The organism is Flavobacterium sp. ASV13 (assembly GCF_000745775.1).
In the GTDB taxonomy this organism is placed as follows: domain Bacteria; phylum Bacteroidota; class Bacteroidia; order Flavobacteriales; family Flavobacteriaceae; genus Flavobacterium.
In genome coordinates, this window is the sequence record NZ_JQJY01000001.1 from 682,269 (window position 1) to 705,626 (window position 23,358).

The window sequence follows — 23,358 nt, forward strand, 5'->3', positions numbered from 1 at the left end:
ATTTTGTCTCAACTATTTTAAACAGCTGAAAGAATGGAATCAAAAATACCCGAAGGACCTCTTGCCGATAAGTGGAGTCATTACAAAGAAAAAGCCAAACTTGTAAATCCGGCGAACCGAAAAAAACTTACCGTTATTGTTGTTGGAACTGGACTTGCAGGTGCTTCATGTGCTGCATCTCTGGCAGAACAAGGCTATAATATAAAATCATTTTGTTTTCAGGATTCTGCCCGAAGAGCCCATTCTGTTGCAGCACAAGGCGGTGTTAATGCCGCAAAAAACTACAAAAATGACGGCGACAGCACTTACAGAATGTTTTATGACACCATCAAAGGGGGAGATTTTAGATCCCGAGAAGCAAATGTCTATCGTTTAGCAGAATGTTCTGCTGCGTTGATTGATCATGCTGTCGCCCAAGGCGTACCTTTTGCAAGAGAATATGCGGGTTATTTGAATAATCGATCTTTTGGCGGCGTTCAGGTTTCAAGAACTTTTTATGCGCGCGGCCAAACCGGACAACAGCTTTTACTTGGCGCTTATCAAGGTTTGCTTCGACAAGTTTCGCTTGGAAAAGTTGATTTGCATACCCGACACGAAATGCTTGAGCTAATCGTTATTGACGGAAAAGCAAAAGGTATTATTGCAAGAAATCTTGAAACTGGTGAATTAGAACGTCATGCCGCCGATGCCGTTGTTCTGGCTTCTGGTGGCTACGGAAAAGTATATTATCTCTCAACATTAGCGATGGGCTGCAACAGTTCGGCTATTTGGCGAGCGCACAAAAAAGGCGCTTTTATGGCCGGTGTAAGCTGGATTCAGTTTCATCCTACTTCATTACCACAGCATGGTGAGAATCAGTCGAAATTAACTTTGATGTCGGAATCTCTTCGAAATGATGGCCGAATCTGGGTTCCAAAAAAAGCCGCTGACGACCGAAATCCAAATACAATTCCAGAAGAAGAACGTGATTATTATTTGGAACGAAAATATCCTTCCTTTGGAAACCTGGCTCCCAGAGATATTTCTTCAAGAGCCGCAAAAGAGCAAATTGATGCCGGACATGGCGTTGGCCCAATGAAAAATGCTATTTATCTCGATTTCTCCGATGCTATAAAAGCGCAAGGAAAAGATAAAATCGAAGCCAAATACAGCAATCTTTTTGCGATGTATGAAAAAATTACTGGAATCAATGCATATAAAGAACCAATGCTGATTTCGCCTTCCGCACATTTTACAATGGGTGGACTTTGGGTTGATTATGAATTAATGACGACAATTCCTGGTTTATTTGCCTTGGGAGAAGCCAATTTTGCCGATCACGGCGCTAACAGACTCGGCGCAAATTCACTACTTCAGGCTTGCGTTGATGGTTATTTTATTGCTCCTTATACAATTCCGAATTATCTTTCTGGAGAATTAAGTGCACCAAAAATTGATATTTCGCATCCTGCTTTTGAAGAAGCTGAAAAAACAGTCAGAAGACAACTGGATCGTTTTTTACATACCAATGGAACTCTTTCAGCTGATTATTTTCACAAAAAAATCGGACGTCTTCTTTACGAAAAATGCGGTCTTTCGCGAAGCAGAAAAAAATTGGAAGAAGCTTTAATCGAAATTCGCGAACTCAAAGCTTCATTTGAAAAAGATCTCAGAATTACTGGCGATAATACTTTAAACAGTGAACTCGAAAAAGCCGGCCGAATTTCAGATTATATAGAATTAGCCGAATTAATGTGTCATGATGCCTTACAACGTGAAGAATCCTGCGGTGCTCATTTTAGAGAAGAATATCAAACCGCTGACGGAGAAGCTGTCCGCAACGACAATGAATTTTGTTATGTATCGGCTTGGGAATGGAAAGGATTAAATAACCAACCCGAACTTCACAAAGAGCCTTTAACCTTTGAATCGGTAGAACTTGCAGTGAGAAGCTATAAATAATGGTAAATGGTTAATTGTTAATTATAAATTAGCGATCCAACCTAGAAAATTTACAATTAACAATTAATAATTAACAATTACTATGAAACTTTATCTTAAAATATGGCGGCAATTTAACTCTTCATCAAAAGGAGAAATGACAGATTATGAAATTGATGGCGTATCAGAACATATGTCGTTTCTAGAGATGCTGGATCTTTTGAATGAATCTCTTGTTCAAAATGGAGAACGCGTTATCGAATTTGATCATGACTGTAGAGAAGGAATTTGCGGGCAATGCGGTGTAATGATAAACGGAAGAGCTCATGGACCGTTAAAAAACACTACAACCTGCCAACTTCATATGAGAAGTTTTAAAGACGGCGACACGATTTATATTGAACCTTTTCGCGCAAAAGCTTTTCCCGTATTACGCGATTTAAAAATTGATAGAAAAGCATTTGATTCGATTATTACAGCCGGTGGTTTTATTGGAGCTGCAACAGGTCAGGCGCCAGAAGCAAATAGTATTCCTATTTCATACGAAACCGCCGAAGCTTCTTTTGATGCTGCTGCTTGTATTGGCTGTGGAGCTTGTGTCGCCAGTTGCAAAAATGCCAGTGCGGCTTTGTTTACGGGCGCAAAAATCACACATCTTGCTTTGCTTCCACAAGGTCAAATTGAGGCTTCAAAAAGAGTTTTAACGATGGTTCAGCAAATGGATGCATTAGGTTTTGGTAACTGTTCAGATACAAGAGCTTGTGAAATTGAATGTCCGCAAGGCATTTCGGTACTTTCGATTGCAAAAATGAATTATGAGTATAGCAAAGCGATTCTTCTTAGAAAATAACAATTGATTAATTATTATTCAAAATAATACATTCCTATTTAGAACAGTTTGTCATTTCGACGAAGGAGAAATCTCTTTAAGAAGCTCGACAAAGATTGGATTAACATTGCGGAGTTACTTGTGGAGATTTCTCCTTCGTCGAAATGACAAGAATGAGAAAATACGTTGCGCTTATCCTTCGACTTCGCTCAGGATGACAAATAGCAGTTTATTAAAAATTTCTAAACTACAAAATACGGCGTCAGAATATCTTCAAAGTTATAAAGTCCTCTTTGTTTGTCTTTTAAATTTTCAGCTACGAAAATAACTCCGTTTCCAAAAGCTTCTCTCGAAATAGACTCATGAATTAATCTGACGGTTTGAAATGGGAAACCAAAAATAACTTCGTGTTTTCCAACAATTCCTCCTGCTCTCACCGAATTGATATTTTCTTTTTCAACCTCCAAAGCTTCAGCGATTTTTATTGCTGTTCCCGATGTTCCTTGTTTCGTTTTGAAATGTTCTTCATTTACTTCAATATCAACCCACGGCGCGATTTTCTTCAAAAATTTGGCGGCAAACAATAAATAATTAACTCCGAGTGTAATATTTGGCGACCAAAATACTGTCGTTTTTTGCGAAAGGTTTTTTAGAAATTGCAGTTCCTTGTCTTTATAATGTGAAATTGCTGAAATAATTTTGACCTTCTTTTTGGCCGCTGTTTCTCCATAAGTATAAATTCCTTCATTTGATGAAAAATCTATTATGGCATCAACCGGATGATTTTCTAGCAATTCTTCGATTGAGGTTTTGGAACTCGAATAAATTAATCCGGGTTCGTTTGACTCAATACCAAAAAATTCTGGAACAGATCGATGTTCTAAAACATTGCTTTGTCTTAAAACCCATTCGAGTGAGAATTTTTTATTTTCAAGTAATATTGATGCCACTGATTTTCCAGTTTTCCCGAATCCGATTAATCCTATTCTCATATTTATTTATTTTTTTTGGACGAAATGCCCGTTAGAAGAAATTGGCATTTTATTGAAATTAATGCCGACTAAAAATGATAATTAATAAAATTGTTAATTATCGTCTTTTGCTAAAATAGGAAAAATATCACGGGAATCCCATTAAAATCCCTCTTATGTAACCACAAAAAAAATACTTAATAAGAATAATATTACTAAATTGATTTACTGCCTCAAATTCATTTTTCCATTATTGTTTTCTAAAAGTCGTCTTTTTTAGCAATCTCTAAATCGCAGACAGGATAAGCCTTACATAATTATATTTCTGTTATTTCTTTAAAAATTAAGAGTAAAAAAAGTGATTTTGAAGTGTACAACTAAACATATTTTCAGTAGTTTTATCTCGTGATTGTCCCAAACAAAATCATCATATAATGGCCTACAATACGAATGAATTAATGCGTTTTTTAGACGCACAAAATAAATTGTACCTATCAGCGCTGGCTGAAATTAAAAAAGGTAAAAAAGAATCGCCATGGATGTGGTTTGTATTTCCGCAAATAAAAGGATCTGGTTCGTGTGATACTTCAAAATTCTATGAAATTAAAAATGCAGATGAAGCTATTGCCTTTTTGGAACATCCCATTTTAGGAAAACATCTCATTGAAATTACTTCAGAATTAATTAAGACTGAAGAGAAAACAGCTGAAGAAATATTTGGTACTCCTGATGATGAAAAATTGCAATCGTGTCTGACTTTATTTGCCAGCGTACAAAATACGGAGCCAGTATTTCAGGAAGCACTCCATAAATATTTTGATGGTTCAACCGATTTTCACACTTTGCAGTTATTGTATAGCAATTTATAGTTTTTTGATTTTTCAATAAAAACAGTACGTTTTTCAGGGTTTTCAAAATAAGATAATTATATTTGCAACACTGTTGCGTTTATCAGTTTCGTTTTGAGTGACTTAAGAATTGCACTGAAATACCACCGAATGAAAAAGAAAATTATAGTTGTAAATTTCTTGATGTCTTTTGCAGTATTGTTCGCAATGCTGTTTCAGACTGTTCACTCGTACGAGCACGTTGTTAAGCAGTTTTCTGAAAAACATTGTGTTCATAAACACAAACCTGGAGAAAATCAAATAACACACAGCCATTCTGTTGAGAATACGTGTCATGTTTGCCATTTTACTTTCAGCACTTTTATCCCGAATTCTTTTCAGACAATTTCATTTCATAAAATAAGTGTTCAAACTTCTTATCATTTCTTTTATTCTAAGACAGTTTCAACATTTTTCAAAGGAAGCCTTTTTGCACTTCGTGCACCTCCTGTGCTTCTTTAATTTACTACATTTTAATTTTTTTTAAACTAAAATTTGCCTTTTATCTTTTTCATTGAAATAGATAAAAGCAATACTATTTTATTTTATGTTTTGTTTGATTTGTTTTTCAAAATACAAATCAAATCCTCTTTTCTATTCTTTGTAGTAAATCTCCCTTATTTCAAACCAAAAATTATGCTTTTACAAATACGTAAAGGCGTGAATTTTATATATCTATTTTTTAAAAATCAAATCTTTCAAAATAAATAATACTATGCTTACAGCAAAAAATCTGACTAAAAAGTACGGAGATTATACCGCTTTAAATGCCTTAAACTTAACGATAAACGAAGGTGAAATCTTTGCCTTATTAGGTCAAAATGGAGCTGGAAAAACGACTACAATCAATTTATTTCTTGGCTTTGTTGAACCCACATCTGGAGAATTAGAAATTAATAATATATCTGTAATTGAAAATACGCAGCAAACCAAAAAACATGTCGCTTATATTCCAGAAACCGTAATGTTATATCCGAATTTAACTGGTTTAGAAAACCTTAAGTTTTTCTCTTCATTGGCTGGATTCAAATATACGAAAGGTGAATTGGCCTATTTTTTAAACAAAGCAGGATTACAGGCCAATGCTCATGATAAAAATTTAGAAGGCTATTCTAAAGGAATGCGTCAAAAAGTTGGGATCGCAATTGCGATTGCAAAAAAAGCAAAAGTGTTATTGCTAGATGAACCTACAAGTGGTTTAGACCCAAAAGCTTCTAATGAATTTTCGCAGATTTTAAAAGAACTTTCAGCTGATGGAACCGCAATTTTAATGGCTACTCATGATATTTTCAGAGCCCGTGAAGTAGCTTCCCGCATAGGGATTATGAAACAAGGAAATCTTGTTACCGTAATCGAAGCATCTAAAATTTCGGCTGACGAACTTGAAAATTTGTATCTACAAACGGTTTAAAAGGAAATAGCATTTCCATTCTCTATAAAACATGAAAAATTTATTTTCTTTTATATTTCTAATGATTGCAGTAAATGCAATACATTCTCAAGCTGTGAACAAAAAAAATACAGACAGCATTGCACAAGATTCAATCAAAATGATGAAAAATGAATTGCAAACTGTTGAAATTGTAGGCCGTTCAACCAAAAAATACAACAGCGAATATTCATTTGCAGCTACAAAAATTGCCGCATTAAACAAAGATATTCCGCAGTCTATTTCGACAATTACAAAGGAATTAATTGCCGATAAAGCAGCATTTTATCTTGCTGATGCGGTAAAAATGGCAAGTGGCGTAATTCCGGCAAGTTATTACAATCAATACACGATTCGGGGAATCAGCCAAAATGAGGAAGGGCAAATCATCAACGGAATGCGAACACGTCAATATTATTTTCTACAGCCTTTAACGAGTAATATTGAACGTGTTGAAGTTATTAAAGGTCCATCGAGTGCAACATTTTCTTCTGTTGATCCAGGTGGGAGTATTAATTTGGTTACTAAAAAACCATTAGCAATTGACCGAAAAGAGATTAGCTTAAGCGTTGGAAGTTTCAGTACTTTGCGCGGAACACTTGATTTTACTGGGCCTTTAAACGAATCAAAAACACTTTTATATCGTGTTAATGGTGCGTATCAACAAGCAAAATCATTTCGTGATTTGGTCAATAATAAATCGTTTTTGATCTCGCCATCTTTCAGTTATATTCCAAATGAAAAAACGGCTATTAACACCGAGTTAATTTTAAGCGACATGACCGGAATTCTGGATCGCGGACAGCCAATTTTTGGTGCCGTTGCCGGAAAAACAAGTCTGAATAAAACGCCAATAAGTTTAAATCTTGGTGCTCCAAGTGATTTTTTCAAGTCCAAAGAAATGATTTTGATGACGAATTTTGCGCATAAATTCAGCTCTAAAATTGGTTTTAACGCTTCGTACATGAAACAAACCTGGACAGAAGATCTTCAGGAACATCGTACCACAAATGCTTTTGCAGTCGATATGAACAACAAACCTGTTACAAGTTTGGCAATGATGCAGTTTGTACAGCGTCAGCAAAACTGGGATATAGACAATTTGAGTGCCTATTTTAATTTCGATTTCAAAACCGGAAAATTGAAACATAAATTATTGGCAGGTTACGATTTAAGTAGCTGGAACAAAAATAAAGGCGGTGGACAAAACGCAGCGAGAGGTTATTTATTAAAAGACGGAACAGTTGCGAGCAGCTTTGTATTAGCGAATGCCTCAAATTACCAAACCGTTACGATTGACGGCGTTGCAATGCCAAAACCAAATGTTGATTATTTCAATTTGAATAATCCAACTTATAAACTTACAAGCCCGGAAGATTATACCCTAAATGTGAGAACGGCGCTGTCATCAGCATTAACAACAACAAACGCGATTTATATTCAGGATCAAATTCAATGGGAAAAATTTACTTTTTTATTGGGACTGCGAAACGAATGGTTTGAAGATATTACGAATTATGAAACCAATAACGAGCTGAAAGTCAAAAAATCGGCTTTGCTGCCAAGAATTGGAATTACTTATGCCGTAAATAGTGCTATAAATGTATACACGACATATCTCGAAGGTTATCAGCCACAATCGAATACGGTTACTTTAATGCCTCAAACAGGAAGTTTGCCTGGCGGAAGTTTGTTTGATCCATTGGAAAGTGATTTAAAAGAAGTGGGAATCAAAACTACTTTTTTAAACAACTCCATGAGTTTTAACGCCGCGATTTACGAAATCAGACAACGTAATATTTTAATGAATGCGAATGATCCTGTAAATCCTGATTTATTAGTTACTAGAGGTGCAGAACGAAGCCGTGGTTTTGAGTGCGATTTAGCAGGTTACATTACAACAGACTGGCAAATTAATGCTTCGTACAGTTATATTGATGCCGAAATTATCGAAGATGCAAATCCAGCTTTAATTGGTGCACGAAAACAAAACACGCCAAAAAACAGCGCCAACTTATGGACGCGCTACAACTTTGCTTCTGATTCTGCTTTACAAGATTTAGGAATTGGTTTTGGAATGCAGTATCAAAGCAGTAAAATTCCTTGGTTTACCCGAGATTTCACGCTTCCTGATTTTACCATTTTTGATGCGGCTTTGTTCTACAAACCAAGCAAAAGCAATGTGCAGATTGCTGTAAATGCGGGCAATTTATTAAATAAAACGTATTGGCTGGGCGCGCAGAATTATTTGCGTTTGTTTCCCGGAAGTCCCCGAAACGTTACGCTTACGGTAACTTATAAATTTTAATTTATTATGAAATTATTACATACAGAACTCCTTATAGCCAGACATTTTAAAAATGCTGTTTTTAAAAATTCGGCGATTTATATTATTACACTTTTTATTGGAGCGTTGCTTTTATTTGCTGCGTTTTCGGGTTGGGATAATTACAAAAGCCAAAACGAAACCAGCGAAAAATACCAACACGAATCCCGCGAAGACTGGTTGAAAAATCCAGATAAAAATCCGCATAGAATGGCGCATTATGGGAATTTTGCTTTTAGAAAAAGCACTTCTTTAAGCGTTTTTGAATTTGGAATGGAACCTTTTTTTGGAAATGCTATTTTCCTTGAAGCACACAAACAAAATACAGCCAACTTCTCTGAGGCCGGATTTTCTAACAGCATGCTTCGTTTTGGTGAAATCAGCATCGCCATGGTTTTGCAGGTTTTACTCCCTTTATTGATCTTTTTTGTTGGATTTAATTCTGTTGCCTACGAAAGAGAAAATGGAACTTTAAAAATCCTTTTAAGCCAGGGAATCAGCTGGAAACAACTTTTACTTGGTAAAATTCTTGGAATTGCAAGCGTCGTTATGTTGCTTTTTATCCCAACCATTATCGTTCTTGTTTTGATTTGGTTACTGCTTCAAAACTTTTCCATTTCGGCAGATGAAACAATCAAAATGCTTTTGTTTATTGGATTTCATTTTATTTACTTAATGTTTTTTTGTGTCATTGCTGTTTTGATTTCGGCGTCAAGCAAAACCTCAAAAAAAGCCTTGGTTTCGTTAATTGGAATCTGGCTGATTTTCACCATTATTCTGCCAAGAACAACACAAGCAATTGGAGCTTATCTGTATGAAGCGCCTTCTAAAATCCAGTTTAACAGCGATATCGAGAAAGATATTTTGAAACAAGGTGACAGTCACAACCCGAATGATGTGCATTACAAAGTCATAAAAGATTCTTTATTGCGAGTTTACAAAGTCGATTCGGTACAAAAACTTCCTTTTAATTATTCCGGATTTATCATGACCGAAGGCGAGAAAATCAGTTCAAATATTTACAACAAACATTTAGAAGAATTACTGAAAATCTATTCCAGACAAAACAGTTTTTCTAAAGCTGTTTCTTTCCTGAATCCTTATATCGCAATGAAAAATCTATCGATGGGATTATCAAATACAGATTATGATTCGAACATCGATTTTCAGAAACAAGCCGAGAAATACCGTTACGGAATGGCGCAGAAAATGAATGCTTTACAGGTAAAATACATCAGCAATAAAAAACCTGGACCCAATGATAAACCGCTCACAATTGGCAAAGAACACTGGGCCGATGTTGAGGAGTTTCATTATGAGCCGAAAGGCGTCTGGGGCGTTTTAAAAACAGAAATCGTTTCTGTTATTTCTATTCTTTTATGGGTAATTCTGTTATTTGTTTTGATCAGAATTGCTGCTAAAAATCTAAAAGCAATTTAATATGTTAGTACTCTTATTTAAAAATTTCATACGTTCGAAAGGCACCAAAATTGGATTAGTTTTTTTATTAATCATTGGTTTTATAAGCCTTTTAATCGGACATCAGTTTCAGGAAAAACAGGAAAACAATATTATTGAAGCGGCTGTTTATCAAAAAGAACATATTGCCAGAAATGCTGCTTTTCATAAAGACGAAATTGGGCTTCTCCTCTACTACATCAAATTTTCATTGGTCAATAATACTTTGCCAATTAACAGTTTAGCCATTGGACAGCGCGATGTAAATCCGTCTATTCAAAGTGTTACAATTCGTGGTTTGGAAGGTCAGAAATACGATTCGGAATTGAATAATCCAAGTAATCTTTTGTCAGGAAATATCGATTTTAGTTTTGTGCTTTTGTATTTGTTTCCACTTTTAATTATCGCTTTTTCATATAATATTATTTCCGAAGAAAAAGAATCAGGAACCTGGAAAATTGTAGCAACACAAAGTCCGAATACCTTTATCTATATTATAAAACTGTTTTATATTCGAGTTTTAAGTTTACTCGGACTTTTAACTTTGATACTTTTAACAGCTGTTTTGTTTTTGCAGATTCCAATTGATAAAGCATTTTTTGTGTTTTATGGACTTTCGGTTTTGTATATTTTATTTTGGTTTGCGGTTTGTTTTTTCATTGTTTCTCTTCAGAAAAACTCCAACTTCAACGCCGTTATTTTATTGACAATCTGGCTGTTTCTAATTATTATTCTTCCGGCCGGAATCAATACGTATATCATCAATAAATACAAAGTTCCCGAAGCCTTAGAATTAACGCTTACACAGAGAAATGCATACCACGAAAAATGGGATATGGATAAACAGGAAACATTGGATAAATTCTACAAACATTATCCACAGTTTAAAAATTATCCTTTACCTGATAAAGAGTTCAGCTGGCTTTGGTATTACGCCATGCAGCAAATGGGCGACGACGAATCGGCTGTACAATCCAAAGAATTAGAATCAAAATTGGAGCAAAGAAATCATGCAAGTGAGTTAATTGCACAGTTTATTCCAACGCTTCATACGCAGATTCAATTAAACGAAATTGCTAAATCTGATTTGCGAAACCAGCTTTCATTTTTAAAAGAAACAACAAAATTTCATGAAAAACTCCGTTTGCATTTTTATCCGAAGATATTCGATAACGCTCCTGTTGATCAGCAAAAATGGGAGAATTTTAAAGTCGAAACTTTTAAGGATAACTCCAGAACGAGTTTAATGAAAGCGTTTTTGCCTTTATTGATTTTTAATTTGCTTTTGATTGTTTTTGGATGGCGGAATTTTAAAAGAAATATTTTTTAACCGCAAAGAGCGCTAAGGTTAACGCAAAGTTCGCAAAGTTTTTACACAAAGCTTTGCGAACTTTGCGTTTTATAAAAATCTGCATGAGATAAAATCTTTGCGTGCTTTGCGGTTAAATCGCTCCAACTATTTCAGACTTTCTAAACCTATTCTGAATAAAATTATTCGAATCAATCTTTATTTGAATTTTATTTAGAATTAATATAAATAAACTTTTATATTTGCCGCTTTCTGAGCAAATCTGAGTAGTTTTTAAAATTTACTTAATATTGCTTTTCCAAAGTAAAATCCTTTTGATGAACTATAATGCCAGTTTCGAATTTGAATTATTCCTATGTTTTAAGGAAGGAGACGAAGCTGCATTTAAGTTTTTCTACGATAAATATTTCAGACGAATTCAATCTTTCAGTTTTCAATTTGTAAATGATAATGATGAAGCTGAAAACCTTGCTCAGGAAGCTTTGCTGCATTTGTGGCAAAATAGAGAAAACGTTGAATCAATTAATGGAATTCAGGCTTTTCTCTTTACTTACGCCAAATCAAAATGTCTGAATTTAATCCGTCATAATAAAGTGAAGGATAAATTCAAAAATGACCACTTAAACTACAAACAAAGAGAACTGGATATCGAAGTTTTAAATTCGATTCAGTTCGATACTTTAGAATTAACCGAATTAGAACGCATCATACAGGAATCTATCAGCGATTTACCCGCAAAAACCAGAGAAGTTTTTATAAAAAAACGCTTTGAAAACAAAAAAAATGCAGAAATCGCCGAAGAAATGGGTGTTACCTTAAAAGCTGTCGAAGCCCATATGACAAAGGCTTTGAAGATTTTAAAAACCAAATTATCTGATTATTTGTTTTTAATTTTTGTCCTTATTTATAATAATTAAAGACAGAAGGTAGGGTGTTTTAATTCTGAGGTGTACTTAGTATAGCGAGAAGTTTAAAACGCAATTATGACATCGGAACTTTTAAATAAATACCTTTCTAATGAAGCTTCAGAACAAGAAGTTCAGGCACTTTTTGAATGGATTGAAGCATCAGAAGAAAATAAAAAGCAATTTATAAATGCAAAAAAAGCTTGGGTTTTAAGCTCAATTGCAGCAGATTTATCAATTGATACTGTTTCGGTAATCCAAATGAAGCCAAAAAACAAAATCAGGCAATATTTGCAATATGCTGCGGTGTTTTTAGTGTTTCTAAGCTTTGGAGCCGCTTTTTACTTATTTAATAGAACTTCTGAAACTTCAAAAGAAATTGTTCTTGCTCTCGGCGACGGCCGATTGGAATATTTTGGAGGAAAAAATCAGACTACACTATTAAATGATAAAGGTGATTTAATAGCAAAAAAATTTCCGGATCAAATTATTTATTTTGGCAAAGTTCAGGATGAAAAAGTAAATTACAATACACTTAAAGTTCCGTACGGAAAACGTTTCAAACTTCAACTTTCAGATGGTACCGTTGTGAGCTTAAATTCGGGAACCACGCTTCGTTATCCGGAGCAGTTTGGCATTAACGGAAACCGAAATGTTTATTTGATCGGTGAAGCGTTTTTTGAAGTTGCAAAAGATAAATCGCATCCGTTTATTGTGCATGCCAATCAGGCAAATATTGAGGTTCTCGGGACAAAGTTTAATGTGAGTGCTTATCCTGAAAACCCTACTGTTAACGGCACATTACTTGAAGGAAGTATACAAATGTATGAGGCAGTTAATCCTTCAAACGCCATTTTGCTTGTGCCAAACCAAATAGCAACCTGGCAAAATAATTCCAAAAAAATTGTCGTAAAAGAAGTAGATCCAACCTTTTATGCTGCCTGGACAAAAGGTGAACTTGCTTTTAAAGACACTCCGTTTTCTACAATCGCTAAAATTATTCAGCGTACTTATAACGTTGAAATTATCAACGAAAATTCTGATTTGGCCAAACAGAGTTTTACGGGTACAATAAAAATCAGCGAATCTAGTGTCGAGAACATTTTAGATCTTCTAAAACGTGACACACCTTTTAATTATTCTATTGAACAACAAACCATTACCATTACCAATCCGCGATAAATAAATAAATAAACATGACATTTACCATACAACCCGTTTTAAGAAAAATTCTGTTTTTCTTAGCGCTACTCATATCAGGTTTTAAAGGATTTTCTCAAAATAAATTAATTACAATACATGCTAAAAACAAATCTATAAGCTTAATTATCAAATCAATTGAAGAACAAACTGATTTTAGAATCATTTATAATGCTAAAAAAATTGATGCCGAACAATTAACCGATTTAGATATAAATAATGCTACTCTCGAAAACACTTTAAAGCAATTATTTAAAGACAAAAACATTTCGTTTTACATTCAGAAAAAACAAGTTTTATTGACAAGCTCCGCTCCTGCTCCTTTGAATTCTGCTACTCAGGAAACGGAAAGATTTATAAGCGGAACCGTTTACAATGCAAAAGACAAATTACCTCTTCCTGGCGCAACAATACGCATCAAAGGCACCGGAATGGGCGCTATAACTGATCTTAATGGAAAATTTGTTTATCAGTTAACAGGAAACAATATTCCGAATCTTGTTCTTGAAGCCGGATTTATGGGAATGCAAACACAAATACAAAAAGCTGATAATCAAAAAGTTTTTACTTTCTATCTGGAAGAAACGACAGACGAACTGAATCCGGTTATTATTACTTCCTCTTACGGAACTAAAAAATTAAAAGAAGAAATCGTCGGTAGTATTTCAACTTTAAATGCAAAAGATATTGCTGTAGAACAGGCTTCTGAAAGTATCGATAAAATGGTCGAAGGTCAAATTGCCGGAGTTTTGGTCGAAAATGTTTCGGGAGTTGGTACGCCGGTTAAAATTAATATTCGCGGACAAGGTACACTTTCTTCATTATCAGGAGCAAAAACCGGAACTTCAAGTCAGCCTTTAATCATTATTGATGGTTTGGTAATGAGCGAAGAAATGGGAATAGACAACTCTTTTTTTGACGGAAATGGAGATGCAGATGAAAATTTTTCTAACCCGTTAATGAAAATTGCACCTGAAAACATTGAATCATTTACCGTTTTAAAAGATGCCGCAGCAGTTGGTATTTATGGTGCCGATGGTGCAAATGGTGTTATTTTGATTACAACTAAAAAAGGAAAAAAAGGGAAAACACAATTCGGATTTTCGAATCAATCTGGTATTTCATCTGCCATTAATCAAATTAAATATCTAAATGGCGAGCAATACAATGAAATTAGAAATGAATTTCAGAGAAGCACCACAACCGGATTTGTTGATGTTCCTTACAATGGCGTCAATACGGATTGGTTTGATTTACTAAATAACGCTGGATACTTTAACAAATACAATTTGAATGTTTCAGGTTCTACTTCAAAATTTTCATATCGCAGTAATCTTAGTTATTTAAAAATTGATGAACCTCAAGTAGGCAATAATACCAAACAATTAAATCTTGGACTAAATTTAGGTTATCGAAGCGGAAAATGGGACGTTAACTTAATGCTGAATCCAAGTTATAGTCAAAAAGATGCACCCAACATTTTTTACAATTTTGCGTATTTGCCAACGATTTCACCATTTAATGCTGACGGAACTTACTCGAAAATTGGCTTAACCGGAATTAGCGGCGGAAATCCATTTGCTGCAATAGCTCAAAATAAAAATGAAACCCAAACTTATGGCATTTTAGGAAGTTTAAATGTTGGCTATCAAATTGCTAAAGGCTTGAAATTTTCAACGCTTTTTGGACTTGATTATACGGATAAAGAACAAGATCGTTACTTCTCGGGCGAAAACGAAAGTGGTCAGTTTAACGGAAGTTTTGTTTTGGACCAAATTACATATCCAGGCTGGGGACGTCGTTTAATTAATCAGCGAAATTCAACTAAATGGAATTGGCAAGGACAACTTTTGTTTGAGAAACAACTTAATGAAAATCATGCCATTGACGGAGTTGTCGGCATGGAACTTTCTGAAGACAAAACCAATTTTGATTACGCATCAGGAATTGGATTTGTTAATCCAAATCAGATTCATAAAGTTTCAGAAGCGCTTAAAGATGATAATCCTGATACCGAAATCGATGAGTCAAAATCAAATCAGAATTATTCGCACGATATTAGTTATAATTCTAAGGTTTCAGCATTTTCACAAATCAATTATAATTATAAAAAGCGCTATTATTTCTTAGTCAATTACAGACGTGATCAAAGTTCCGTTTTTGGAAATGATTATGATGTTGCCAACAATGGCGGTGCGGGTTTTAGCTGGATTACAAGCAACGAAAACTTTTTAAAATCGGCTTCGTGGCTTGATCTCTTGAAATTTAAAGTAAGTTATGGAACTACTGGGAATTCAAGAATTGGTTCTTATCGATCAAAAGGATTATACAATATCAAACAAAATGGCTACAATGGCGGAACCGAAGCTTCAACAACCGAGGCGCCAAACGAGCATTTAGGTTGGGAAAAAAATACCAAATTCAATGTTGGTATCGACTTTAATATTTTCAATCGTGTCGAATTATTATTGGAATATTATTATGATGATTTGAGTGATATTATTACAACACGAGACATTCCAACCGAAACGGGTTATTCTTCTATGCAGTTAAATGCATCAAGTATGTACAACAAAGGTTTTGAATTCACAACTAGAATTAAATGGATAAAAAATGATCGTTTTAAATGGACTACTTCCTTCAATATTTCTACTGTAAAAAATAAAGTAACAGAGCTAAAAGGTTTAGGAAGCGATTATTCTGTAGCAACTTTGGCGCTTGCGCAAAAAGTAGGATACAGCACTACTACTCTTTGGGGAATAAACTGGGTGGGCGTTGATCCCGCAACCGGACGCGATTTACTTGAAAAAGACGGAAAAATATACGACGCTGCAACTTACAAATCGTTGTACACAAATGCTGACTGGGTGCCAATTGGCGACAAACAAGCCGATGCTTATGGTGGTTTCAACAACAATTTTACTATCAATAAAAATATTGTTTTATCTATTAGAGGTGCCTTTCAGATTGGTGACGATTTTATGGTTCAAGATGTGCTTATTGATAAATATTCGAACACTTTAAACCGAAATCTTTCTGTAAATGCTTATGATCACTGGAGACAACCCGGAGATTTGGTTTCGCAATCATCGGTAAGCAGTTCGCCAATTAATGCCAATTTGAGCAAATATATTTATGATGCTACTTTCTTAAAAATCAGCGATGTTAATTTGAGTTACAATATTCCATTAAAAAAGACTTTTCTGGATAATCTGACTGTTTTTGCTGATGCTTCGAATGTTTGGTATTGGTACAAAGAAAAAAGTCCGAAAGGTATGAACGGAATAAGAGAATTTAATTACACGTATCCGCAAGCGAGAACTATCTCGATTGGAATGAACGCTAAATTTTAAAAACATGAACTATTTAAAATATATAACCATCGCAATCCTGATTTTTTCGGTACAAAGCTGCAGCGATTTTTTAGAACAGGAACCTGGAACCCAAACTTCGATCGATGAGCTTTTACAAACTAAACAAGGCGTTTTAACCGCTTTAAAAGGACTTTACACGAATGTTGAAGATAATGTGAGAGGAGAACGTTTTGCTGCGTATGCCGACTTACAAGGCGGAAATTTAAAAATTACGCCGTTTGAAACTACCAATAAAGGAGAAATTACTATTCCAACTGCTTTTGCCAAAGTATATTCTTTTGAAGATCAATCTGATAGTAGTGAATTTAAAATGTTTTATGATACTAATTATGATAATATAAATCAAGCCAATTTACTTTTAGAATATACGCCAAAATTAACCGATGCAACTGAGGCTGAAAAAAATCAGATTATCGCTGAAGCCTTAACAATACGAGCTTATTCTCACTTTTTATTATCATTAGTGTACAGTCAAAATTACGGATTTACACCAGATGCAACACATTTAGGAATTGTTTACAATACCAGTTCAATAAAAAGTGGTGTTAAATATCCTGCAAGAGAAACTGTTGCCAATACGTATTCTTTAATTATCAAGGATTTAAAAACAGCATTAGAAAATTACGGAAGCACTTCAGGTTTACAAGGTCCTGCTTATTCTTATTTCAACAGCAATAATACAAAGGCTTTGCTTGCACGTGTCTATTTATACAAAAAAGACTGGCAAAATGCCTATGATACCGCAAATGACATTATTACAAACTCAGGCGTAACATTAATGAGTTCTGCTGATTTGATCGCACAATGGGAAAAACCAGATTTACCGGTTTCTGAAATTTTATTGGAATTTTCAACTCCCCGAGATGCTTCAGGCACAACTTCGAGTTCTGTCGCAGCTTATTTTGGCTACACTACTTCGCCTCCACCTTTGAATACAATAACAAATACAGGCAGAAAATACGTCGCTTCAAATGATTTATTGAATCTTTATGAAACCAACGATTTGAGGAAAAAGTTATTCTTACCACTTCAGCTTTCTACTTTAATAGCAGGAAATCAGGTTCCTTTGCCTTATAATTTTACTAAAAAATACCATGACAATCCGGGTTATGTAGCTTTTAGATTAAGCGAAATGTATTTGATTCGCGCTGAAGCTGCTGCCGAAAACAACAAACCTGAGCTTGCAATGTCGGATATAAATATTATCAGAGCTCGCGCCAATGCTTCTCTTTTAACCAACGCAACAAATATTAAAGAAAATATTCTTTTGGAAAGAAGAAAAGAACTTTGTTTTGAAGGACATTTATTTTTTGATCTTGTTCGAAATCAAAAAGGAATTACTAGAAATGATGGCTGTATTTCCAATGTTTGCAGTCTAAACTATCCTTCGCCGAAATTTATATTGCCAATCCCATTGTACAATACCAATCTTAACTCAAATTTAAAGCAAAATGAATCGTATTAAATTTATATCGACATTAAGTATTGCTGTAATCCTGTTATTAACGTCTTGTTCAAAGGATGATTATAAATTAGGAGGAGAAAAAACAGATCCGTTTTTGAGATTCAATTTTATGACCAAAAGCGACAATATACCTTTAGAATATCCGGCAATTAACGCTAATCTTGTTCCGAAAAACAGTTTCGAAAACAAATCAGTAAAAACACTAAAAGTACCGGTTGCCTTAACTTCATTTTCATTAAAAAATGCGGTTACAGCTTATTTCAGTGCTACTACAACCGGAAGCAGCGATGGTTTTAGCGTAAATCCTAAAACAGAACTTTCGTTTCTGCCAAATAAACTGAACGATACTATTTATGTTTCATTTGATAAAAGATGGAAAGAAAATCAAAGCATTACGCTAAAACTTGAAAGTACTTCTGATCCTGATATTCATATCGGAAATTTAAATACTGAAGCTTTAAATGATACTTTCAGAATCGATTTGGGGACTATTTCTACCAATTATACTTTTCCGGTCAGCAAAATTGATATCAAAGGAATTAAAGGAGAAGTTATCGATTTTAAAGTCAATTTCCCAAATGGATTTTTTCCTTCAGAAATTGATAATCTTACCCTATTTAAATTCCTAAACGGATTTGAATATCAACTAACACATGATGATTATGGCAATAACAGAAGTTCAATTACCTATCATTTAACGCTTTTAGAAGACATTCAGAATGACGATGTGTATTATGAAAGCACTATTTCGTTGAACAATACAACAGATTATCCCGCGACGGGAAATACGATTTTGCAAATTGTAAAACCAATAAAATCTCCAAGAGATATTCTGGCAAATCCGGCATCAAAATTCTACGATTTGTCGAATCAGTTTTACCTGACTTATGGCGAAAACTGGTTTGACAAAAGCGGCACTTGTGCATGGCAGGCTTTTAATGCATTTACATTTCCAGTTGTGGTTACAAAAGACAATCCAAATGCTATTTTATACAGCGATAAAGGCACAACAAATCCTAATGATGATATTTACCACGATGCTTTTAAAATTGGTTTTAATGTAGCTTCAGGAACTTCGACTACCAATTCGTTTAATTTAAAAAGATGGTTTACTAACGAAAGTACAGCCGGAGCAAATTCGCCTGGATTCAATATAACCTCAGCATTAGAATTTTTTCCTGACAACGGAAACAGTAAAACTTCCGGAAAAGTACTTGTGATTCCGCAATTTATTACAATTGCCAGCACAACAAAAAGCAGTCATATTATTGCTATTTCAGGCGAAGGGGCTTACAAGGAAATAAGTACAGGTTTATTTGAAATTTCGTTTGAATTAAGGTTAACAAATGACGAATTATTTGGAGGAACTGCTACTTCGCAATACAAAATTTACAACAATAAAACGTATCCGAAATTAAATCCAATTGACGAGCCTTGTGCTAAAGAAGTAACTCTTTAATACAAAGTTTCAGGTTTCAGGTTTCAGGTTACCGCAAAACCTGAAACCTGAAACTTGAAACAAATCATAAACAAAATCAAAAACAAGCAAAATTGAAAAAACTAATCTTTCCAATCCTTTTCCTGCTTTGCCTGACAGCTTATAAAAGTGTGGAAAATCCTGATTACATTGATATTCAGGAATTACGAAAACTCTATTCTGGTGGAGATTCTTCGAAATGGCCTGCTGCTGAATTGCATGAAAACGTAGATAAATCTAAATTTCAGGATATTGGCATGCTTCCGGCGGTGCCTTATCCAACTTATAATCCATATTCGAAGGAAAAAGAAAGTTTGGGAAAGATTTTATTTTTTGATCCGAGATTATCGAAAAGTGGTCAGATTGCCTGTGCTTCCTGCCATAATCCAGAATTAGGTTGGACGGATAATTTGACGCGTTCTTTTGGTCACGATCGCCAAACTGGAAAACGTAATTCTATGACTATTTTGAACTCAGCTTATGCTACTTCTTTATTTTGGGATGGACGTGCTTCAAGTTTAGAAAATCAGACTCAATTTCCAGTAGCGGATCCTTTAGAAATGAATGAAAAACTGACGATTGCCGTTGATAAAATTGCCAAAATTAAAGGTTATAATTCATTGTTTATTTCGGCTTTTGGAGATAAAAAAGTGACTTTGGAAAGAATTCAATACGCAATTGCCACTTTTGAAAGATCAATCAATAGTCCGAAGAGTAAATTTGATCAGTTTGTAAGCGGAAAATCAGATGCTTTTACAGACTCACAAGTCAAAGGAATGCATTTATTCCGAACAAAAGCACAATGTATCAATTGTCATAATACGCCTTATTTCAGCGATAATCAATTTCATAATGACGGACAGACTTTATTCGGAACAAAAAATGAAGATTTTGGGCGTTATAATGTTACCAAAGATGAAAAAGACATTGGTAAATTCAGAACCCCGACACTTCGCGAAGCTGTAAACACAAAACCCTGGATGCATCACGGACATTTTCCTTCTTTATTAGATGTTGTGGAATTGTACAATTTAGGAAATCCTTCTCCAGTTCAAAAAAAATATCTGGGTACGGCAAGAGATTCTCTGATTCCAAAAGCAGATCCTATGCTTCGAAAATTAGATTTGAACAAAGAAGAAATCAACGACTTATTAGCCTTTATCGAAACTTTAAGTACGCCTACAAGACGAATTATAGTTCCGGAAATGCCAAAATAATTAAAATGTAAAAGTTCGTGAATATGCCCTAAAGTTCACAAATTTTCTAGCCTGTTTCGATAAATGAAACAGGCTTTTTTATTTTTATTCCACGGTTTAAGGATATATTTGTAGCCAACCAAACTTATACAAGCCATTACACTATTTAAAATCCTAAAACCACAAATTATGAAAAGAAGTTTCTTCTTAATGCTTCTTTTGGCAATTACTTCCTTTAGTATTGCACAAAGCAAAAACTCAAATGCCAAACCTAACATCATTATCATCAACATGGATGATATGGGTTACGGCGACACCGAGCCTTATGGAATGACTGGCGTAAACACTCCTCATTTTAACCAAATCGCACAGGAAGGAATGCGATTTACTAATTTTAATGCCGGACAAGCCATTTGTACCGCATCAAGAGCAGCTTTATTGACAGGCTGTTATCCTAACCGAATCGGAATGTCAGGCGTATTGCTTCCGGGAGCAAAACGTGCATTAAATCCAAATGAAGAAACAATTGCTTCACTTTTAAAGAAAAACGGATATAAAACGGCTAATTATGGAAAATGGCATTTAGGTAACGAATTACCATATTGGCCAACAAATTATGGCTTTGATGAGTTTTATGGTATTCCTTATTCGCATGATGTTTGGCCAATTGATTATGATGGTTATTCAAAAGTTACAGATGTCAAAGACATGCGTTCGAGCTTCCCTCCGCTTCCGTTAATCAGCAATACAACCATTATTGATACAATTGAAAATATAAAAGATGCTTCAAAATTAACGACTCTTTTTACAGAAAAAGCAATTGGTTTTATCAAAAAAAATAAAAAAGATCCTTTCTTTTTATATCTCACGCACCCTTTGCCACACGCACCTTTGGCGGTTTCTGATAAATTTAAAGGGAAAAGTGATTTAGGACTTTTTGGCGATGTAATCATGGAACTGGATTGGTCTATTGGCGAAATAATGAAAACTTTAGATCAAGAGGGAATTGCTAAAAATACCGTTTTGATTTTAACCAGCGATAATGGTCCATGGTTGGTTTTTGGTGATAATGCTGGTTCTTCGGGTGGTTTTAGAGAAGGAAAATCAACAACTTGGGAAGGCGGCACGAGAGTTCCGTTCCTGATTCGTTGGCCCGGAAAAATAAATGCCGGAACTGTAAACAGCTCTTTAATGACAAACATGGATTTGCTGCCAACAATTTCAGCAATTACAGGAGCTTCATTACCAAAAAATCAAATTGACGGTTTGAATTTTCTTCCTTTGTTAACTGGAAAAACAGCTAATGGTCCAAGAGAGATTTTTTATTATTATTTTGGAGTTGGAAGCAACAATCTCGAAGCTATTCGATACAAACACTGGAAATTGGTTTTTCCTCATAAAGGCACTACTTACAATAAAAAATTGCAAGGAAAAGATGGACTTCGTGGTGAAGGCGCTTCCGCAGAATTTCCAATGGCGCTTTACGATTTAGCGCATGATCCCGGAGAAGTTCGCGATGTTCAGCAATTGTATCCTGAAATTGTAGCACAAATTCAAAAAATTGCCGATACAGCTAGAGAAGATCTTGGTGATGATTTGAATCAAAAAGTGGGGAAAAATGTTAGAAAACCTGCTACATACTAAAACACAAAAGCCCGATAGTAATCGGGCTTTTGTGTTTAAACGCGAAGATTAGAAGAGGAAAATTTTTTCGATAATCTTACCACTATGATAGTTTGTCTTTTTGTAACTTTAATAAAACATTTAAAGATGCGATTTAACCCCAATCAATAATTATTTACTATCCTTTCATTGACGCATAAAATAACGCCACATCCTTGATATCATTAGCATTTTTTAAATTTGTCTGTCACGCTAAAGAAGCTTTTTTCTTTTATAAAAAATTACTGCCATGAGAATAGATCAGATACAAATTAAAACAAACGATATTCAAAAAACGAAAGCATTTTATCAGAACCTTTTTGGGCTTTTTATTCTGGAAAATGATCAAAAATCCATAACGTTTCAGGCTGGAACTTCTATTTTAAAATTTATTGAAGATCTCGAATTTAATTCCATATACCATTTTGCTTTTAATATTCCTGAAAATCAGCTTGAAGAAGCTATTCAATGGTGTCAGGACAAAGTTGATTTAATTGTTTTGGATGACAAAAGTGTCGTTACTCATTTTGAAAATTGGAATGCACATTCTATTTATTTCTTCGATCACAATGGAAATTTACTGGAATTCATTGCCAGACATGACCTTAATAACGAACAACTTGGTGAATTCAGCTCTGCTTCCATTTTAAACATATGTGAAATCGGAATTGTTACTGAAAGTCCATTAAAATTAGGAAACCAATTAATTGAAGAACACGGATTGCATTTCTTTTCTCAAAATACAAATACAGAAAAATTCGCGGCAATTGGCGATCATGAAGGATTATTGATTCTGGTGCAACCCAATCGAAATTGGTATCCAACTCAAATTCCTTCTGAAAGTAATCCAGTGAAAATATCACTGGAAAACAATGAAAACTTAATTGAATTACATCTATAAATAACTCCATATCAAACAGATAAAAATATAATTTGTATTTTAATCACAG

At 34.5% G+C, this 23,358-nt stretch carries 17 protein-coding genes; 16 read left to right on the forward strand and 1 reads right to left on the reverse strand.

Annotated elements, in window-relative coordinates; all coding sequences use genetic code 11:
• Window positions 1-33: 33 nt before the first annotated feature.
• Window positions 34-1,941: a fumarate reductase/succinate dehydrogenase flavoprotein subunit gene (locus GQ47_RS02935; protein ID WP_035644586.1), complete on the forward strand. Its 1,908-nt coding sequence runs from the start codon at window positions 34-36 to the stop codon at window positions 1,939-1,941.
• An 82-nt stretch (window positions 1,942-2,023) separates the two neighbouring features.
• Complete coding sequence (locus GQ47_RS02940; RefSeq protein WP_035644588.1) at window positions 2,024-2,770, forward strand: succinate dehydrogenase/fumarate reductase iron-sulfur subunit; 747 nt, start codon at window positions 2,024-2,026, stop codon at window positions 2,768-2,770.
• A 221-nt stretch (window positions 2,771-2,991) separates the two neighbouring features.
• Here GQ47_RS02940 and GQ47_RS02945 read toward each other — a convergent pair whose 3' ends face one another.
• Window positions 2,992-3,741 (reverse strand): 4-hydroxy-tetrahydrodipicolinate reductase, encoded by a 750-nt coding sequence (locus GQ47_RS02945; RefSeq protein ID WP_035644590.1) that lies wholly within the window; start codon window positions 3,739-3,741, stop codon window positions 2,992-2,994.
• A 413-nt stretch (window positions 3,742-4,154) separates the two neighbouring features.
• Between GQ47_RS02945 and GQ47_RS02950 the strand changes: the two genes are divergently transcribed.
• The 14 genes from GQ47_RS02950 (at window position 4,155) to GQ47_RS03015 (ending at window position 23,309) form a co-directional block, all read left to right on the forward strand.
• Window positions 4,155-4,589 (forward strand): DUF1810 domain-containing protein, encoded by a 435-nt coding sequence (locus tag GQ47_RS02950; RefSeq protein WP_035644592.1) that lies wholly within the window; start codon window positions 4,155-4,157, stop codon window positions 4,587-4,589.
• Window positions 4,590-4,718: 129 nt separating this feature from the next.
• The gene (locus GQ47_RS02955) at window positions 4,719-5,069 is read left to right on the forward strand and encodes a hypothetical protein (RefSeq protein WP_035644594.1); all 351 of its coding nucleotides are present in this window, start codon (window positions 4,719-4,721) and stop codon (window positions 5,067-5,069) included.
• Between the two features lie 253 nt (window positions 5,070-5,322).
• Window positions 5,323-6,018: an ABC transporter ATP-binding protein gene (locus tag GQ47_RS02960; protein ID WP_035644597.1), complete on the forward strand. Its 696-nt coding sequence runs from the start codon at window positions 5,323-5,325 to the stop codon at window positions 6,016-6,018.
• A gap of 31 nt (window positions 6,019-6,049) precedes the next feature.
• Window positions 6,050-8,344, forward strand: a complete 2,295-nt coding sequence (locus GQ47_RS02965) for a TonB-dependent siderophore receptor (protein WP_035644599.1) — start codon at window positions 6,050-6,052, stop codon at window positions 8,342-8,344.
• A 6-nt stretch (window positions 8,345-8,350) separates the two neighbouring features.
• Complete coding sequence (locus GQ47_RS02970; protein WP_051951326.1) at window positions 8,351-9,802, forward strand: ABC transporter permease; 1,452 nt, start codon at window positions 8,351-8,353, stop codon at window positions 9,800-9,802.
• A 1-nt stretch (window position 9,803) separates the two neighbouring features.
• The gene (locus GQ47_RS02975) at window positions 9,804-11,150 is read left to right on the forward strand and encodes a DUF3526 domain-containing protein (RefSeq protein ID WP_035644601.1); all 1,347 of its coding nucleotides are present in this window, start codon (window positions 9,804-9,806) and stop codon (window positions 11,148-11,150) included.
• 296 nt (window positions 11,151-11,446) lie between these two features.
• Window positions 11,447-12,046 carry an RNA polymerase sigma-70 factor gene (locus GQ47_RS02980; protein ID WP_035644604.1) on the forward strand — a complete coding sequence of 200 codons (600 nt, stop codon included), beginning with the start codon at window positions 11,447-11,449 and terminating at the stop codon, window positions 12,044-12,046.
• A gap of 66 nt (window positions 12,047-12,112) precedes the next feature.
• Window positions 12,113-13,216, forward strand: a complete 1,104-nt coding sequence (locus GQ47_RS02985) for a FecR family protein (protein ID WP_035644606.1) — start codon at window positions 12,113-12,115, stop codon at window positions 13,214-13,216.
• 14 nt (window positions 13,217-13,230) lie between these two features.
• A complete protein-coding gene (locus GQ47_RS02990; protein ID WP_035644608.1) occupies window positions 13,231-16,587 on the forward strand; it encodes a SusC/RagA family TonB-linked outer membrane protein in 3,357 nt (1,118 codons plus the stop codon).
• Between the two features lie 4 nt (window positions 16,588-16,591).
• Window positions 16,592-18,073 carry a RagB/SusD family nutrient uptake outer membrane protein gene (locus GQ47_RS02995; RefSeq protein WP_035644611.1) on the forward strand — a complete coding sequence of 494 codons (1,482 nt, stop codon included), beginning with the start codon at window positions 16,592-16,594 and terminating at the stop codon, window positions 18,071-18,073.
• Entirely contained in the window at window positions 18,060-19,532 is a 1,473-nt protein-coding gene (locus tag GQ47_RS03000) for a hypothetical protein (protein WP_035644613.1), read from the forward strand. Before GQ47_RS02995 ends, GQ47_RS03000 begins: the two co-directional genes overlap by 14 nt.
• A gap of 92 nt (window positions 19,533-19,624) precedes the next feature.
• Window positions 19,625-20,767 (forward strand): cytochrome-c peroxidase, encoded by a 1,143-nt coding sequence (locus tag GQ47_RS03005; RefSeq protein ID WP_035644615.1) that lies wholly within the window; start codon window positions 19,625-19,627, stop codon window positions 20,765-20,767.
• Between the two features lie 168 nt (window positions 20,768-20,935).
• Window positions 20,936-22,390, forward strand: a complete 1,455-nt coding sequence (locus GQ47_RS03010; protein ID WP_035644617.1) for a sulfatase family protein — start codon at window positions 20,936-20,938, stop codon at window positions 22,388-22,390.
• A 268-nt stretch (window positions 22,391-22,658) separates the two neighbouring features.
• The gene (locus GQ47_RS03015; RefSeq protein WP_035644621.1) at window positions 22,659-23,309 is read left to right on the forward strand and encodes a VOC family protein; all 651 of its coding nucleotides are present in this window, start codon (window positions 22,659-22,661) and stop codon (window positions 23,307-23,309) included.
• Window positions 23,310-23,358 lie beyond the last annotated feature (49 nt).